General features: G+C 69.3%; 15 protein-coding genes. 6 read left to right on the top strand and 9 right to left on the bottom strand.

Features of this window, described 5'->3' with window-relative positions; translation table 11 throughout:
• Positions 1–8: 8 nt before the first annotated feature.
• Genes GOALK_RS09060 through GOALK_RS09050 form a run of 3 tightly spaced genes read right to left on the bottom strand, consistent with a single transcriptional unit; the run spans position 9 to position 4,347 of the window.
• Positions 9–1,328 carry a condensation protein gene (locus tag GOALK_RS09060; protein ID WP_006358504.1) on the bottom strand — a complete coding sequence of 440 codons (1,320 nt, stop codon included), beginning with the start codon at positions 1,326–1,328 and terminating at the stop codon, positions 9–11.
• Positions 1,325–2,857: a hypothetical protein gene (locus tag GOALK_RS09055; RefSeq protein ID WP_006358503.1), complete on the bottom strand. Its 1,533-nt coding sequence runs from the start codon at positions 2,855–2,857 to the stop codon at positions 1,325–1,327. Before GOALK_RS09055 ends, GOALK_RS09060 begins: the two co-directional genes overlap by 4 nt.
• Complete coding sequence (locus GOALK_RS09050) at positions 2,857–4,347, bottom strand: condensation domain-containing protein (protein ID WP_006358502.1); 1,491 nt, start codon at positions 4,345–4,347, stop codon at positions 2,857–2,859. Before GOALK_RS09050 ends, GOALK_RS09055 begins: the two co-directional genes overlap by 1 nt.
• An 832-nt stretch (positions 4,348–5,179) precedes the next feature.
• Here GOALK_RS09050 and GOALK_RS09045 point away from each other — a divergent pair.
• Positions 5,180–6,535 carry a condensation domain-containing protein gene (locus tag GOALK_RS09045; protein ID WP_006358501.1) on the top strand — a complete coding sequence of 452 codons (1,356 nt, stop codon included), beginning with the start codon at positions 5,180–5,182 and terminating at the stop codon, positions 6,533–6,535.
• Positions 6,532–7,767 carry a nucleotide disphospho-sugar-binding domain-containing protein gene (locus GOALK_RS09040; protein WP_006358500.1) on the top strand — a complete coding sequence of 412 codons (1,236 nt, stop codon included), beginning with the start codon at positions 6,532–6,534 and terminating at the stop codon, positions 7,765–7,767. Before GOALK_RS09045 ends, GOALK_RS09040 begins: the two co-directional genes overlap by 4 nt.
• A 22-nt stretch (positions 7,768–7,789) precedes the next feature.
• On the opposite strand, the gene ispF is transcribed toward GOALK_RS09040, so the two are convergent.
• The 3 genes from ispF to GOALK_RS09025 are packed head-to-tail and all read right to left on the bottom strand — an operon-like array spanning position 7,790 to position 9,485.
• Positions 7,790–8,254: a 2-C-methyl-D-erythritol 2,4-cyclodiphosphate synthase gene (gene ispF / locus GOALK_RS09035; RefSeq protein WP_006358499.1), complete on the bottom strand. Its 465-nt coding sequence runs from the start codon at positions 8,252–8,254 to the stop codon at positions 7,790–7,792.
• Positions 8,251–8,967, bottom strand: coding sequence for a 2-C-methyl-D-erythritol 4-phosphate cytidylyltransferase (ispD, locus tag GOALK_RS09030; RefSeq protein WP_006358498.1), 717 nt, complete (start codon positions 8,965–8,967; stop codon positions 8,251–8,253). The genes ispF and ispD overlap by 4 nt, the downstream gene beginning before the upstream one ends.
• A gap of 29 nt (positions 8,968–8,996) precedes the next feature.
• Positions 8,997–9,485, bottom strand: coding sequence for a CarD family transcriptional regulator (locus GOALK_RS09025; protein ID WP_006358497.1), 489 nt, complete (start codon positions 9,483–9,485; stop codon positions 8,997–8,999).
• Between the two features lie 322 nt (positions 9,486–9,807).
• On the opposite strand from GOALK_RS09025, the gene GOALK_RS09020 reads away from it, so the two are divergent.
• Complete coding sequence (locus tag GOALK_RS09020) at positions 9,808–10,518, top strand: copper chaperone PCu(A)C domain-containing protein (RefSeq protein WP_006358496.1); 711 nt, start codon at positions 9,808–9,810, stop codon at positions 10,516–10,518.
• A gap of 83 nt (positions 10,519–10,601) precedes the next feature.
• Complete coding sequence (radA, locus tag GOALK_RS09015; protein ID WP_006358495.1) at positions 10,602–11,981, top strand: DNA repair protein RadA; 1,380 nt, start codon at positions 10,602–10,604, stop codon at positions 11,979–11,981.
• Positions 11,982–11,988: 7 nt separating this feature from the next.
• Here radA and GOALK_RS09010 read toward each other — a convergent pair whose 3' ends face one another.
• Complete coding sequence (locus GOALK_RS09010; RefSeq protein WP_050918670.1) at positions 11,989–12,519, bottom strand: PaaI family thioesterase; 531 nt, start codon at positions 12,517–12,519, stop codon at positions 11,989–11,991.
• 104 nt (positions 12,520–12,623) lie between these two features.
• Here GOALK_RS09010 and disA point away from each other — a divergent pair, with 104 nt between their 5' ends.
• Positions 12,624–13,709 (top strand): DNA integrity scanning diadenylate cyclase DisA, encoded by a 1,086-nt coding sequence (gene disA, locus GOALK_RS09005; protein WP_006358493.1) that lies wholly within the window; start codon positions 12,624–12,626, stop codon positions 13,707–13,709.
• A gap of 45 nt (positions 13,710–13,754) precedes the next feature.
• Here disA and GOALK_RS09000 read toward each other — a convergent pair whose 3' ends face one another.
• Together GOALK_RS09000 and GOALK_RS08995 are read right to left on the bottom strand one after the other, a co-directional pair.
• Positions 13,755–14,522: a hypothetical protein gene (locus GOALK_RS09000; protein ID WP_006358492.1), complete on the bottom strand. Its 768-nt coding sequence runs from the start codon at positions 14,520–14,522 to the stop codon at positions 13,755–13,757.
• A gap of 126 nt (positions 14,523–14,648) precedes the next feature.
• Positions 14,649–15,299, bottom strand: coding sequence for a carbonic anhydrase (locus tag GOALK_RS08995; RefSeq protein ID WP_035751798.1), 651 nt, complete (start codon positions 15,297–15,299; stop codon positions 14,649–14,651).
• Here GOALK_RS08995 and GOALK_RS08990 point away from each other — a divergent pair.
• Positions 15,298–16,170: an iron-sulfur binding domain-containing protein gene (locus GOALK_RS08990; protein WP_006358490.1), complete on the top strand. Its 873-nt coding sequence runs from the start codon at positions 15,298–15,300 to the stop codon at positions 16,168–16,170. The two genes, GOALK_RS08995 and GOALK_RS08990, sit on opposite strands and share 2 nt — an antisense overlap.
• Positions 16,171–16,192 lie beyond the last annotated feature (22 nt).

The following is a 16,192-nucleotide window of genomic DNA, read 5'->3' as shown; positions in this document are numbered from 1 at the left end:
GAATGCCATCAACTCGCGTCGGCAGCGAGGACCGAGTCGAGGAGCGCCTGCATCGTGTCGAGCGTGTCCCCGAGGACCGCCACGGCCCGTTCGGTGTGCGGATACCGCACACGCACATGGATGCCGTCACGATCACGCCAGAACCACCACTGCGCCGTGTCGGTCGGCTTCTGGCTCGAGATCTGCCGCACGTCGACGTCCCCGCGCGGCATGGGCAGCCGCGTGTAGTCGACATAGGACATCATGAAGACGTCGCTACGACCGGGGCGCAGTCGATCACCGAAGGCTGCGTACACCGGCGTCAGCCCGATCTCGGCCAGCGGCAGTGCGGCCGCGAGACGCCGGGTGTTGCGGTGCATGGCGGCGTACAGGTCGCCCGTCGCGCTGATCCGCAGCGGGGCGTTGCCCACCGACCAGCTCACGCAACCCGGTCCCGCCCCGGCGCCGGTGGGCACCACGGTCGCGATCTCGTCGGGTCCGCCGGCGGCGTTGACGGCCATCGCCGCACAGGTGAGGACGGCCGGATAGGTGCGGGCACCGCGACGGTGGACCGTCGAACTGAAGGTCGCGGCGTCGTCGCCGGACAGCAACGTCCGGACCATCGTGTGCACGGGCAGGCTGACGCCCACGGCGACACCGAGGTCGAGCGGGAACTCGGGCACCGTCCAGCCGGTCGCGGCGAGGAACTGCCCCCAGGCGCCCAGGCGGGGATCGTCGGCGGTCACCGACGCCTCCCCCTCGGCGACGACGCTCAGGGCCGCGAGTCCCGACTCCGCGGGCGCCAGTTCCCGACCGACGAGCAGTTCGCAGATCTCGGTCGACACGACGGCCAGCGAGCGGGCGTCGACGTAGCAATGGTCGAAGGCGCAGATGAGTGTCGTCCCGCCGGCGCGCGTGACCGCCGCCAGGAAATGCGGCATCGGCTCGAAGGGGTTGCACGTCGCGCCGATGGACTCGATGAGCTTCGCGGCGAACTCCTGCGAGGAGAGCCCCTCAGCGGTCTCGCGGTGCTCCTCCTTGACGTCGACGCCGGGGTGCACCAATCGGGTGACCCCGTCCTCGGCCTGTACGTAGTGACTGCGCAGCGCGTCATGGCGGGCGATGACCGTGGCGACCACCTCGCCGAGCACGTCGGCGTCGAGCTGTTCGGGGAAGTCGAGGGTCAGCGCCATCCAGCCCGGCTGTCCCGAGGCGAGCGACGCCAGGTGGAATCGCTCGTTCTCCGACACCGGCGCGCTCGACCGCGCGGCGGCACCACCCGGCACGGCGCGCCAGCACACCAGTTCACCCGGCTCGACCTCCCACGATTCGGAACTCGAGAGCTTCATCGCACACTCCTTGTCGATCGGCGGGGGACGGCGGATGGGGCGTCGGGGGTCGGTTCGGGCGCGGGAACGCCTGCGGCGTAAGCGGTCACGATGGACTCGATACGTTCGATCAGGCCGAGGATCGAGGTGCGCGCCACCGCGTTGTCGGGGACGTGTGAGCGCACGACGAGTCCGGCGTCGGTGCGCGTGAACCACAAGTTGGCGTTGCGGGTCGGACCGACCCCGCTGGAGGTATGCATCGTCGACAGAACCGGGTCGTCGCCGAGGCCGAGCCGGCGCACATCTGTGTAGGACACCATGTACGGACTGCCGTCGAGTCCCTTGAAGACCCCTTCGCCCGCCAAGAGTCCGAGGACGCCGTGAGCCGGTACCGAAGCGGCCCGGCGCGCAGCGCGCACACTCTCGGTCGCGATGCGGACGAGCCCGTCGAACGACGTGTCCGGCCCCTGCGGCGAGTCCACGATGACCGGCGCGAAGTTGCACAGCCAGCCCTGTGTCCGCGCGTGCCCGGCGCCCCGGCTCGCGAGCACGGTGGACACGAAGAACCGTGCCTCGCCGGTGGATTCACGATGATGCGTGGCGAGAGCGGCGTAGAGGAGGCCGGCGAAACCGCCGGCGGACGCGGCCAGCCGGGTGTCGCAATGCACCAGCTGCTCGGGCGTCAGCAGCCAGTGCTCGATCGCGACCGCGGGTTGCGGCGCGCCACCGGTCAGTCCCAGGTCGAGTGGACACCGCGGGGGTCGGCCGTCGTTCGCGGACAACGCATCCCGCCAGAGAGCCACCCGCTCGTCGTCCGAGGTGAGGGCCGTCGCCGCGGCCCGCTCGGCCGCGATCGAATCACCGAAGGCACCGGCGGGGCCGAGTTCCGCGGGCACACCGGAACTTCGCTCCCGGTACAGCGCGACGATCTCGGACAACGCCAGGGCCGAGGAGTAGCCGTCACCGTGGGCGTGGTCGGTGGCGAAGAAGAACGTGAAGGCACCATCGGCCGAGGGGTTCGGATCGACCGCGGCGGCGCACCAGGTGCCCGGGATCAGCTCTGCACGAGCCGTTTCCGATGCACGACGACCGGCCCAGAGGCCCAGATCGGCATCGCCGACGACCTGCGCCTCCCCGGCGCGCTCGGCGACCCGGAACTCGAAGGCCTCCGGCGGCGCCACCCATCGTTCGGGACCAGAGTCACCAGTGCGGTAGTGGGCACGCTGCTCCTCGTGTCGCCGGACGAACGCGGTGAGGGCGCCGCTCATCGCCTCCGCATCGAGGGGAACGTCGAAGCGTGCGGCAGCGAGCAGGAAACCGTGGTGCGGCCGACCGTCGGATCGCTTGTCCGCCATGGTCGCCAGGTGATCGGACTGCAGAAACGACACCCCGTCACCCCACCGGTGCGCTGCCCGGGCGACGCCTGCCGGGTCGCCGAGTTCCCATTCGACGATCCGCCCACCACGCAGGTGGGGTCGGAGCCGAACGGTCAGCGACCCGGGGACACCGAACCCGGGTGACACGCGGGGGGAATGCAGGGTGCCGGACATCAGCGGTCCGCTACGACCGGCGACCCTCCGGCTACCAATTCCGCAGTGCGGTAGGTGTACTCGCAATCACCGTCGGTGACGATCTGCTTGAGGATCGCGTGGAACACGGACAGGAAGGTCTCGACCGCGGGTGCGCCCTCGGCCGGGAAACGCGAGGACACGTTGACACCGGTGGGGATGCGGTTGATCCAGAAGTAGACCTCGTCGGCGTCGCGGGTCGCGCTGCGCAGCACGCGTGCCGCGCGCGGCTCCCACTCGGTCGATCCCTCGGCGTGGCGAAGGTCGATGTAGGACACCACGAATCCCGGCGGCGTGACATCCCCGCCGATCAGCTCGGCGACCGGCGCGAACGGGGCACCGCCCACGTCTTTGTACTGGGCCGAGGTGGCCGCCACGGTGGTCAGCGCGTCGGTGAACCTCAGCGGCCGGCCCGGACGCACGGCCACCGGGATGATGCCGACGAACCAGCCCACGGCCTCGCCCCACTCGATGGCGTTGCGGGTGTGGACCGGACTGATGAAACGCAGATCCGCGGAACCGGTCAGGGCCGCCGCGGTCATCGACAGCGCGGTGTAGATGCCTGCGGTCATGGACGATCCGGCTGCCTTGCAGATCGCGTCGAACCGCTTGGTCTCGGCGGGATCGAGCAGCCAGTGCGACAGCGTCGTCTGGAAGCCCTCCGCCGGGGCCCGCTGGGCCGTGATGGTGCGCGGCGCCTCCGCCGGGACGGCGAACTGCGGGAATCGCGGAATCGGCTCCGGCTGGACGGCAGTGGTGGTGTCGTCGAAGAAGTTGCGCCACTGGCTCACCGCGGCGTTGTTCGCATCGATCTGCTCACCGAGTCGGCGCTCGGCGTCGCTGAAGTCCAGGTAGCTGCCGAAGGCGGCGAGTCCGTGCGGGTCGCCGGTGACCTCGGCGAGGTACAGCGCGGTCAGCTCGCGGATCGCGAACACCTGGGTGTAGGCGTCCATCACCGTGTGGTCGGCGGCGAACACGACGAGGAAACCCTCGTCGTCGCCGGGCGACTCGACCGTCACCGCGATGCAGTGCGGCCACGCCAGCGGCGTGACGGTGGTGTTGAAGTACTCGGTGACGAGTTCGGAGACCTCGGCCGGTTCCAGGTCGGATCCGAAGGCCCGCTCGCGCACCGAGACCGCGTCGGCGGCGACGGTGATGCGCGTCAGGTCGCCCTGTGGGTTGCCGGAGCCGTGGACGCGGACCGAGGTCCGGAACGCCTCGTGCCGGCGGTACCACGCGACGAGCGTGCGCGAGAACGCTTCCCGGTCGAGCGGACGCTGGATGCGGAAGGCCGTCCCGATCCACTGGCTGTACCAGTCGTCACTCTCGCGAACCGCACGACGGGCGTGCTCGAGGTGCATGTACGACAGCTGCCGCGAATCGGTCTGCCATTCCGATGCCTCGACCGTCGGCTCCCAAGCGGTGACCGTACCGCCGGGCATCGAATAGTCATCGAGTTCGGTGTATTCCATCGAAACCTCCCGTGTTGACACGTGTCGGCCCCCGATTGTTGGTCTTCTCCGGCCCCTCCCCGGGCCATAGCGCTGCCGCGCGCTAGCGATGTTGTCGATCGAGACCGACGGGGGCACACCTCCCCGAAGTCGAGAAGAGTTGTGCCCTGGTTCGTGTCGACTGGCAGCGCGATGACCGCGATGTATCGCCCCACTCTGACGTTGTTCCGGAGCGGTTCCGGGCAATCCGACCGGCCGCGATCAAGCCGCGACGATCGGCAATGCGGCGGGCGATACCCGTCATGTCGTCGCGTCCTCCGAGTTCTCACCACCGGTGTTCAAACAAAAAGTCCAGGACCGCCCATCAGGCGGTCCTGCACATTGGTCACGACAGTAACCCGAATTCGTCCGGTTGGATAGTTCGGCGTACGAAATAGGCGTTAACAAGGTAACCCTTAAAGATCCATGACATTGCCGGTTTCGAGACGTCACCCGCACGCCGTTCGCCCACCCGTTCGAGGCGGGCGCGACGGGCCCCTCGGGTAGGGTTTGCACGTCCCCGGCGCCGGCGAGGCGGGCCTGGTGTGGTCGAGGCCGATGACGGAGCACCGAATCCGCAGGTTCGCGCCACCATCCACCGGCCCCGCCGACGGCAGCGGGCCCACGCCGATCAGTCGGGCATGCTCACACCGGCCGACCACACCACCGGTCCGGTGATCGTAGGAAGACATTCGGGAGTCGCTCACATGGTAAATCTCTGTGACACAACGCACATGGCATCAGCGTGCGACCAAGGACCCCGCGGCCGACCGACTGTGGAAAGTATCACTCTCGACGAAAGGCAGGCTCGGTCATGAATTTCGCATCCCTGGTCGGCAACACTCCCGGCGTGAATCAGAGCCCGACCGTCGATCGGCTCACCGCCGACGACGACCTCTTCGTCCGCATGGATACGATCCTCGGCCTTCCCGTCGTGAACCAGACGCTGTGGCGGTTCCCCGGCACGGTCGACGTCGACGCCATCGCCTCGTTGGCAGAAAAGCTACGTCGAGGTCGTTTGAGCCGGCTCGTCGCCACCCACCGGGGTCCGGGGCGCGCCTACTGGCGGTACACCCCCGACGCCGGCCACTTCTCCGTGCAAGCCGAGCCGGTCGCGGTCGGTGAGGAAGAGCAGTGGGGCCGGGCACAGGCCGACGCCGACCTCGACATCGAGAACGGACCCGCGTGGCGGCTCGTCGTCGCACGGACCGCCGACGACGCCTCGGTGCTCGTGTCCCTGGTCATCTCCCATGTCATCGCCGACGGCGGGACGGGCGCGGTCGCGGTCCTCGAGGCCGTCCACGGCCTGGACTACACGCCCGGCACCGCTCCGGGCCTGGTGTCCAACGTCGTCGACGCCGGCGACCTGCTCTGGACCGCGGGGAAGACCGCGATCCGGATGGCGCGCGCGAGTAGGTCCGGACCGCCCGCCTCGCCGGCGCGCGTGACCGGCCGGCCGGCACCCGACACCGACGTCGCCACCGCCGAGATCGCACCGAACGTGACCGTCCTGATCCCGGCCGCCGACTTCACCGCCGCGGCCGAATCCCGGGGCGGCACCGACAACAGCCTTTTCGCGGCGCTCATGGTGGGTGTACTGGAGCGGTGCGGCCGGGTCTCCCCCGGCGACGTCGTCCCGGTGTCGCTGCCCGTCTCGTCACGCACCCTCGACGACCGCCGCGCCAACGCGACGTCGGGCGCCACCGCCTTCGTCGAGGTCTCCCCGGACCGCTACGAGGACCTGTCCGCGGTCCGGACGGCGTGCAAGGACGCCTACAACCGGTTGGCCGCCAACTCGGGCAGTGTCGCCCAGCGAGCAGTCGTACTGCAGGCGCTGAGCGCCGCCCTCACCCGACGCCTCGCCGCCAACGTCACCACACCGCTGTGCCTCGCCTCCAATGTCGGACCGGTTCCCGACGAGTTCGCGACGCTGGGCACCGGCGAACGCGCCGCACTCTCCATCCGAGCCGTCACCGCGACCGACGATCCCCGCAATCTGCGTGACCGCAAGGGCGGCATCAGCGGCTGGCTCGCGCTCGGCGCCGACGACGTCATGTTCAGCGTGAGTTCGCTCGACCCGGTGCGCATCCCGGACGTGGCCACCCTGCGCGAACTGGTGACCACCGAGCTCGCCGCGTGGGGTCTGCACGGAAACAGCTGGGGCGCATGAGGATCGCGTTCACCGTCCACGGCAGCCGGGGAGACGTCCAGCCCGCGGTGGCGATCGGCACCGAACTCGCGCGTCGCGGCCACGAGGTCCGCCTCGCCGTGCCCGAGGATCTCGTCGAACTGACCGCGGCGTCCGGGTTGCCGACGCGGATGCTGGCGCCGTCGACGGCCGAGCTGCTGGCCGGTCCACTGGTCAAGGAGCGCCTGAAGTCCAAGAACCCACGGGTCCGGCTGAAGGCGCTGAGCGAGGTCGCCGACCACGGTCGCGCGACCTCGGAACAGGTCATGGCCGAACTCGCCGACGTCTCCGATCTCCTGGTGACCGGGCCGCTGGCGCAGGACCGGGCCGACGCGATCGCCCAGAGCCGTGGCATCGGATTCGTTCCGCTGCACTACTGTCCGCTACGTCCGAGCGCCAGCCTCGCCGTCCGCTACCGCGAGTACCCGCGTCCGGTCTCGCGCGCGATGTGGCGTCTCGCCGACCAGACCTACTGGCTGACGCTGCGCGGTGCCGACCGGAGGCTGCGCACCGAACTCGGCCTCCCGCCCGCGAAAGACCCACTGGGGAGCCGACTTCGGCGGCGCGGGGTACCCGAGATCCAGGCCTACGATGCCGCCCTGTTCCCCGGACTCGCGAACGACTGGGGACCACAGCGGCCGCTGGTCGGATTCCTTCTGCCGGACAAGGAAACTCGCGCCGCACTCGCCAACGGCGACGATGCGACGTCACGCGCGGTCGAGTGGGCGTCGGGCGGTGAGGCACCCGTCTACGTCGGTTTCGGCAGCATGAAGATCACCGCCGAGCAGATCGGCGGGATCGTGAGCTCGCTCCTCGATCGCGGGCTTCGGGTCATCGGACACACCGATCACGAACTCCCCCAGCATGATCGGCTCCTGCACCTCCAACAGCCGGTCGACCACGAGACCCTGCTCCCGGAATGTCGAGGCGCGGTGCACCACGGCGGCGCCGGCACCACGGCAGCGGCAGCACGCGCGGGCATCCCGTCGGTGATCGCGTGGCTCAGCGCGGATCAGCCGATGTGGGCGGCAGCTCTTCGACGGAAAGGTGCGGGTTCCGGCAACAAGCTGGCCCGGTTCGAGCCATCCGATCTCGACCCGCTCACCGATCCGGCGGTGGCGGCTGCGGCCGCGCGTCTGGGGAGGGACCTCACCCCACCGGCCGACGCCGTCGACCGCGCCTGCGAGATCCTGCTGGACGCCGCCGCGCGCTGACCCGGGCGTCGTCGAGCCGCGGTCACGCGTCGTCGAGCAGGGCGGTGGCGACCGCCGCGATCCCCTCGCCGCGTCCGGTCATGCCCAGACCGTCGGTGGTCGTCGCCGACACCGACACCGGTCCGCCGACCGCCGCGGACAGCACTTCCTGAGCTTCGGCACGACGGGGTCCGATCTTGGGACGATTGCCGATGACCTGCACGGCGGCGTTGACGACGCGGAGTCCCTCGGCAGCGATCAGCTCGGCCACATGGGTGAGCATCGCGATGCCGGAGACGCCCTCCCACTCGGGTCGACCGGTGCCGAACACCGACCCGACGTCGCCGAGTCCGGCGGCCGAGAGCACCGCGTCGCACAGGGCGTGCGCACCGACGTCGCCGTCGGAGTGGCCCTCACAGCCGGGCTCGTCGGGAAAGTGCAGGCCGACCATCCAGCAGTCGGCGGATGCGTCGATACGGTGCGCATCGGTGCCGATCCCGACCCTCATGACCGGGCCTCGGCGTCGGCCGCGGTCTCACGGACGACGTCTCGGATGATGCGGAGGTCCCACGGGGTGGTGATCTTCATGGCGAGAGGGTCTCCCGGGACGATGTGGACGGGGATTCCGCAGCGTTCGGCGAGGCCGGCGTCGTCGGTCGCCAGACCGGAATCGTCGGCATGCGCTCGCAGCAGGGCCTCGCGGGTGAAGCCCTGTGGGGTCTGCACCGCGCGGAGTTCTTCGCGGTCGACGGTGCGGGTCACGAGTTCGTGTCCGCTCGCATCCGGTGCGACCTGCTTGAGAGTGTCGACAACCGGCACCCCGGGCACCACGGCCGGATGCCCGGCCGCGACGGCGTCGACCACTCTCGTGAAGACATGAGCGGGCGTCAGGGGACGTGCCGCGTCGTGCACGAGAAGGATCCGGGCATCGCCGGCCGCGGCTATTCCCGCGCGCACCGAATCGGACCGGTGAGCACCGCCGGGAACGACGGCGACCCCGGGGAGCAGCTCTCGAGCATGCTCCACGAGGTCGGCCGGCACCACGACGACAATCGACGCCCCGAGCGATTCGGGGATGTTGTCGACGCAGCGCTCGATGATCGTTGCGCCACCGAGGTCGACGAACGCCTTCGGTACCGGCTCGCCGAGTCGGGTTCCCGACCCGGCGGCCGGGATGATGACGCAGACTGCCGCGCCGGAATCCTCCGGCGTAGTGGTCAATGTTCTACCTGATCAGGTACGAACCGATGTCAGGAAGCCGCCGCGAGGACCTCGTCCAGGATGATGGTGGCCTTCTCGTCATCGGTGTTCTGCGCGAGCGACAGTTCGTCCACGAGGACTCGGCGGGCACGGGTCAGCATGCGCTTCTCACCGGCCGAGAGTCCACGGTCCTGCTCGCGGCGCCAGAGGTCGCGCACGATCTCGGCGACCTTGATGATGTCGCCGGAGATGAGCTTCTCCTGGTTCGCCTTGAATCGCCGCGCCCAGTTGGTCGGCTCTTCGGTGTGCGGGGCCCGCAGCACCTGGAAAACCTGGTCGAGACCCTCTTGCCCGACCACGTCGCGGACGCCCACGTATTCCAACTTCGTCGAGGGAATCTGAACGGTCATGTCACCGTCGGCAACCTTGAGAACAAGGTATTCGATCTGCTCACCCTTGATGGTCCGGGTAACGATGTCTTCGACCCGAGCAGCACCGTGATGGGGGTAAACGACGGTGTCGCCAACTTTGAAATTCAATGTTCCTTGCCCCTTTCGAGTGAACCCAGTCTAGCACGGGCGTTCCGAGGGCCCCACCCAACGGTGCAGGTCAACGCGGTGAACCGGTTCCAGTGCAGGCTCTTCCGAGGTGGCAGGGGGTGCCGTAGCAGCGTGTTCGACGTCACGCAACACCTCTCCGGCGAGCCCCGTGGAGACCCCCTCCCGAGCCCCGGAACATGCCCTCGCGGACACGAATCGGGCACCCGGGCGGACTTTTCCGGACGACGCCCACTACGCTGCGTAGTGCAGGGTTTCGCGCGCTGCAATTCGACTTCGTTTGACCTGGGAGGATCGGGTGTCAGTGCTTCCACTATCCGCACGGCGGTCGGCGGTTCGGCCGTCTCGTCTGGCCACCGCTGCAGCCACGATCGGCATCGCCGTTGCCCTGGGCACCACCGGTTGCGGTGCGGGACAGATCTCGCAGACCGCCAACCAGCTGCCCGCGGTGAACGGTGCGAACGTCAACATCGACACGCTGCAGCTGCGGGACGTGCAGATCCTCTACCCGGAGAAGGACGCACCGACCGTCTTCGGCAACGGCGGACCGTTCGAGCTCGCGTTCGTCGTCGCGAACTCCGACCAGACCGCGTACTACCGCCTTAAGGAGATCAAGCCCGAGAAGGGTTCGGTCGAGTTCGTCGAGGGCAGCGACTCCGCGGCTCGCGTCATCGCGCCGGGGCAGGCCCTCAGCAGCGGCACGCCCGTCGGCTCCGTCCGGGACAGCGAGAAGAAGGTCACCGCCGAGCTCACCAACGCGGGCGACACCGTCGCCGCCGGCCTGACCACCGACCTGACCTTCGTCTTCGAGAAGCGCGAGGGCAACGGCTCGTGGGTCCCCGCCGGTGAGACCACCGTGCAGACCCCGGTAGACGCCGGCGCGGAACTCGAGCGCCAGGACGTCGCGCGCAACGCGGAGCCGACGTTCTACAACCAGCATCACGGAGCGGTCGGCCCCGGGGACTCCGAGGGCGGCACACCCGAGACCGGACACGAAGAGGGCGGCGGGCACTGACCCCTCCCCTGAAGACGCACGACGAGGCCCGGCATCCGCCGGGCCTCGTCTGTTCTGTCGGTCCGCCCGCTTAGGCTGACCGGGTGGCAAAACCCAAATCCTCGTATCGCTGCACCGGCTGCGGTCATCAGGTCGCCAAGTGGGTCGGACGCTGCCCCGAATGCAGCGAGTGGGGATCGATCGACGAGGTCGCCGGCGCACCCACGTCCTCCCGGACGACCGCCGCGGTGGCGCCGTCGAGCCCGGCCCTGCGCATCACCGAGGTCGACGCCCAGTCCACCGCGGCGGTGCCGACCGGCATCGGGGAACTCGACCGCGTCCTCGGGCGCGGCGTCGTCCCGGGGTCGGTCATCCTGCTCGCCGGAGAACCCGGCGTCGGCAAGTCGACGCTGCTGCTGGAGACCGTCAAACACTGGGCGGCCCAGGATCGCGTCGCGCTCTACATCACCGGCGAGGAATCGGCCGGTCAGGTCCGTATGCGCGCCGAGCGCACCGGCGCGGTGCACGCCAACGTCTACCTCGCCGCCGAAACCGATCTCGCGACCATCCTCGGCCACGTCGACACCGTGCGGCCGTCGCTGATGATCATCGACTCGGTGCAGACCGTCGTCGCGTCCGGCGCCGACGGCGTGACCGGTGGCGTGACGCAGATCCGCGCCGTCACCACCGCACTGGTCTCGCTGGCCAAGAACCGGGGCATCGCGGTGATCCTGGTCGGCCACGTGACCAAGGAGGGCGCGGTCGCGGGTCCTCGTTCACTCGAGCACCTCGTCGACGTCGTACTCGCCTTCGAGGGCGACAAGCACTCGACGCTGCGGATGGTCCGCGGCGTGAAGAACCGTTTCGGCGCCGCCGACGAGGTCGGCTGTTTCGAACAGCGCGACGACGGCATCCACCAGGTGCCCGATCCGTCGGGAATCTTCCTGCACCAACGGGATTCGGACGTCAGTGGCAGCGTCACGATGGTGACGATGGACGGCAAGCGGGCGCTCGTCGGCGAGGTACAGGCGCTCGCCAACGGGACCGAGATGTCCAACCCCCGTCGTGCGGTGTCGGGCCTCGACTTCAACCGGGTGGCGATGGTCCTCGCCGTGCTGCAGGCGCGCGCCGGCCGCAAGGAACTGGGTAAGTCGGAGGTCTACCTGTCGACGGTCGGCGGCATGCGCGTGACCGAACCCGCCGCCGACCTCGCCATCGCGCTCTCGGTCTATTCGACCCTGACCCAACGCCCCGTCCCCCAGTCGACCGTCGTCATCGGCGAAGTCGGACTCGGCGGCGAGATCCGTCGGGTGTCGGCGGTGGCGCGACGCCTGGCGGAGGCCAAGCGGCTCGGCTTCCGCGAGGCCATCATCCCCGCGGCCACCGACGAGGAACTCCCGAAGGGCATCCGCATCCTCCGGGTCGCCAACCTCGGCGACGCCGTCCACCTCCGCGACTCCGACCCGGTGGACGCGCCGTTCTGAGCCGGCCTCAGAGCTGAGGCTTACCGCCCAGGTACTCCGCCGCCTTGGCGCTGTTCTCGACGTGATCGGCGAAGTGCGCCCGGACGTCGATCTGGACGAACAGGCCGTTCGCCCGCGCCACCGGCCGCTCCGGATCACCGAGGTGCGCAACACCTTCGACGTAGATCTTGCGTCGCTGCTTGCCCAGGATCTCGGCATGCAGGTGCAGGGTCTTGCCCACCGGGATGGGCTGCAGGAAGTCGACCTGGAGGTGCGCGGTCACCGCCGCCGGACCGATCAGCCGCGGCGTCATACCCATGACGTCGTCGAACGCACTGGAGAGGATGCCGCCGTGGATCACGCCGGGCCCGCCCTCCATCCACTGCTGGACGGGCATCTTCGCGTCGACGCTGAAGCCCTCGCCCGCATACATCTCGAGGTGTAGGCCGTGTGGGGACTCTGGGCCACAACCGAAGCACGTCATGTTGTGCGGACGCATGAGTTCGCCCGGTTCGGACGTCTTCGGGTGACGCTCGAGCACGTCGAGTTCGTCGGGCACCACAAAACTGCTGCTCTTCACATCCCGGTACCCTAGTCACCGTTGTGACGACCTGCTTCGACGGGCGTCGTCCGCCCGGGGTGTCCCGGTGCCGAAGGGGAGACATGGTTGCCGAAGTGGTGAAGTCCGAGCTCACGCGTGAGACGTTGGCGCGCGTCGCCCCGGGCACCCCGCTGCGCGACGGCCTGGAGCGAATCCTGCGCGGCGGTACCGGCGCCCTGATCGTGCTCGGTCACGACTCCGACGTGGAGAAGATCTGCGACGGTGGCTTCCACCTCGACGTCGAATTCGCCCCCACGCGGCTGCGCGAGCTCGCCAAGATGGACGGCGCGGTGGTCTTGTCGACCGACGGCAAGCGCATCGTGCGCGCCAACGTCCAGCTCGTGCCGGACCCGTCGATCCCCACCGAGGAATCGGGCACCCGGCATCGCAACGCCGAGCGCACCGCGATCCAGACCGGCCACCCGGTCATCTCGGTCAGCGCTTCGATGTCGATCGTCAGCATCTACGTCGACGGTGCTCGTCGTGTCGTGGAGAGCCCTGACCCCATCCTGTCGCGCGCGAACGTCGCCCTGGCGACCCTGGAGCGCTACAAGGCACGCCTCGACGAGGTCATCGCCGCGCTCTCGCGCGCCGAGATCGAGGACTACGTGCTGCTGCGCGACGCCATGTCGACCGCACAGCGCATGGAGATGGTGCGCCGGGTGTCGGTGGAAATCGAGGAGTACGTCCTCGAACTGGGCACCAACGGCCGGCAGGTGAGCCTGCAGCTCGAGGAGCTCATCAGCGACAACGACACCATGCGCGAACTCCTCGTCCGCGACTACTACGCCAGTCCCGAACCCGCCACCGCCGAGGACGTGCGGCAGGCGCTCGAGGTGATCGAGGGACTCAGCGATGCCGATCTCCTCGACCTCACGCAGCTCGCGGGCGCCTTCGGCTACCCGACGACGATCGATGCCCAGGACAACGCCATGAGTCCGCGCGGCTACCGGCTGCTCGCTCGCATCTCCCGTCTGCAGTTCGCGCACGTGGACCGGCTCGTCCGCAGCTTCGGCACCCTGCAGGCGCTGCTCGCCAGCACCTCGGCCGACCTCCAGGCCGTCGAGGGCATCGGCAGCATCTGGGCGCGGCACATCCGCGAAGGCCTTTCCCGGCTCGCGGAGACAAGCATCGAGCGATACGACTAGAGCCCCGACGAATCGGGGCTCCAGACGATCAGGGTTTTCTGACGATCAGGGTTCTTGCGCCGGGGCGACCACGTTGAAGGTGATCGGGAACGACTCGCGCTCCCCGATCTTGCCGATCGCCGAGTAGGAACCGGCGGGCACCTGCGTCCGCGGACGCTCACAGCCGGGGCTGCTGGTGGTACCCGACCAGGTGATCGTGTCCTTGACCTGCTGTGCGGGCTTGAGGACGACGTTGTTCACGGTTTCGATCGGCGAACAGTCACGCGCCGACCACAGGGTGCGCGACCCGTCGAGCGTCCGCACGATCACGTTCTGAGCGGCCTTGCCCACATCGCGTGTGCAGTCGGACAGACCGGCGTTCGTGGTGACGATCGTGAAGACCGGCTGCTGGCCGATCGTGTACGTCGGCTTGTCGGTGTAGAGGACCACCGAGATCGCCTGGTCCGGGCAGAGGTTGGGGCCGGCGGGGCCACCGGGGACTCCTGCGGGGCTCGCCGATTCCGGAGGTGAGGACGCCGACGCGGACGCACCACCCGGGGCTCCGGCACCGGCAGCATTGCCGCCCGGAGCGCCACCGGCGCCGGCGTCTCCGGCGGCGGGCGGTTCGGACGACGGCGGCGCCGACTCCGAGGACGGAGCCGCACTGCTGGGAACGGATGAGGTGGCCGCGGTGTTCTGCGGCGCGTCACCACCCGACGTCATCCACACGATGAGAGCCACGACCAACCCCACGACGACCAGTGCAGCACCCCCGGCGACAACGCGTCGTCGCCAGTAGATCTCGGGGGGCAGCGGGCCCTGGGGTTCGATCACGACCACAACGCTAACGGCCGGATCTTGACTTCCGGTTGATCACGTGCGGCGTGTCGCGGCCGAAAAACAGTCCCCAACAGGCAAAGTCTAGAGTTCGCCTTCAGGTTCCGGGTCGTCCGGAGCGATTCAGGCGGTCTCCGCCACCACGTGGGCCTGCGGCTGCTCGCCGATGTCGCCGTACACGCCCTGCAGGCTCACCCGGCCCTCGCTCAGCTTGTAGGTCAGGCCGACGATCGCGAGTCTCCCGGTGCTGATGCGGTCGGCGATGATCCGGCTGCGCTGCATGAGCAGGCGCCCGGTCTCGACGACGTGGCGGGCCTCGAACTCGTCGACCCGGGTGAGGCCCTCGCTGCGTCCGGCGAGAATGCTCGGGGTGACTCGTTCGACGACGTCGCGGATGTAGCCGCCGGGGATCTGCAGATCGTCGAGGGCGTCGAGGGTCGCCTTCACCGCGCCGCAGCTGTCATGGCCGAGAAGCACGATCAGCGGCACGTCGAGGACCTCGACCGCGTACTCGAGCGAACCCATGACCGCGGAGTCGATGACGTGGCCGGCCGTGCGGACCACGAACATGTCGCCGAGACCCTGATCGAAGATGATCTCGGCGGCCAGACGGGAATCGGCGCAGCCGAAGAGGACCACATGCGGGTGCTGCCCGTCGGCGAGCCGCGCCCGATCCTCGATACCCTGGCTCGGATGTTGAGATTCTCCGGCCACAAATCGGTCGTTTCCGTTGCGCAGGACGCGCCAGGCTTCGCGGGGTGTCTTTCCGATCATGACCAATAGTGTGCCACCGGAGCGATTGATCGGTTGGTTCGGCACCCATGAGCGCGACCTGCCGTGGCGGGACCCGGCATGTACCGGATGGCAGATCCTCGTCAGCGAGATCATGCTGCAACAGACCCCGGTCTCCCGGGTGCTGGAGCCGTGGCGGATGTGGGTCGAGCGCTGGCCGGTGCCGTCGGCGATGGCCGTCGAGCCTGCCGGTGAGGTCCTACGTGCCTGGGGCAAGCTCGGGTACCCCCGGCGCGCCCTGCGCCTCCACGAGTGCTCCAAGGTCCTCGCACGTGATCACGGCGACCGAGTGCCCGACGACGTCGAGACGATGCTCACGCTACCCGGCATCGGCGACTACACCGCGCGGGCGGTCGCGTGCTTCGCCTACGGCCAGGCGGTACCCGTCGTCGACACCAACGTCCGCCGCGTCATCGCGCGCGCGGTGCACGGTCGCGAGCAGCCCGGTAACCCGTCACGCCGCGACCTCGACGACGCCGAGGCGCTGCTCCCCCGGTCCGGCGCGCCGCGGTTCTCGGCGGCCCTGATGGAACTGGGCGCACTGGTGTGCACAGCACGAAACCCCAAGTGCGACAACTGCCCTCTCGTCGACTGCACCTGGGTCCGGCGCGGCCGTCCCGCGCACACCGGCCCACCGCGGAAGGCCCAGAAGTTCGCCGGCACCGACCGGCAGGTCCGCGGCCTGCTGCTCGACGTCCTGCGCGGCACCACCGGTTCGGTGGATCGGGCGAAGCTCGACGTGGTGTGGACGAGCGACACCGCCCAGCGCGACCGTGCCCTCGACTCCCTGCTCGTCGACGGGCTCGTGGAGATCACCACCGACGGGCGCTACTGCCTTGCGGGCGAGGGCTGAAGCCGTCCGACCGACGGGCGAC

The sequence above is a fragment of the Gordonia alkanivorans NBRC 16433 genome, from assembly GCF_000225505.1.
Classification (GTDB): domain Bacteria; phylum Actinomycetota; class Actinomycetes; order Mycobacteriales; family Mycobacteriaceae; genus Gordonia; species Gordonia alkanivorans.
Note: the sequence above shows the minus strand (reverse complement) of the source record. Positions and strands in the feature narration are given on the sequence as shown.

Bases quoted from the DNA above. Each gene is read 5' to 3' on its own strand.
- disA (WP_006358493.1), top strand. From the start codon at position 12,624: ATGGTTGCCGAAGTGGTGAAGTCCGAGCTCACGCGTGAGACGTTGGCG.
- GOALK_RS09060 (WP_006358504.1), bottom strand. From the start codon at position 1,328: ATGAAGCTCTCGAGTTCCGAATCGTGGGAGGTCGAGCCGGGTGAACTG.
- GOALK_RS09045 (WP_006358501.1), top strand. From the start codon at position 5,180: ATGAATTTCGCATCCCTGGTCGGCAACACTCCCGGCGTGAATCAGAGC.
- GOALK_RS08995 (WP_035751798.1), bottom strand. From the start codon at position 15,299: ATGATCGGAAAGACACCCCGCGAAGCCTGGCGCGTCCTGCGCAACGGA.
- GOALK_RS09050 (WP_006358502.1), bottom strand. From the start codon at position 4,347: ATGGAATACACCGAACTCGATGACTATTCGATGCCCGGCGGTACGGTC.
- GOALK_RS09040 (WP_006358500.1), top strand. From the start codon at position 6,532: ATGAGGATCGCGTTCACCGTCCACGGCAGCCGGGGAGACGTCCAGCCC.
- GOALK_RS08990 (WP_006358490.1), top strand. From the start codon at position 15,298: ATGACCAATAGTGTGCCACCGGAGCGATTGATCGGTTGGTTCGGCACC.
- ispF (WP_006358499.1), bottom strand. From the start codon at position 8,254: ATGAGGGTCGGGATCGGCACCGATGCGCACCGTATCGACGCATCCGCC.
- GOALK_RS09055 (WP_006358503.1), bottom strand. From the start codon at position 2,857: ATGTCCGGCACCCTGCATTCCCCCCGCGTGTCACCCGGGTTCGGTGTC.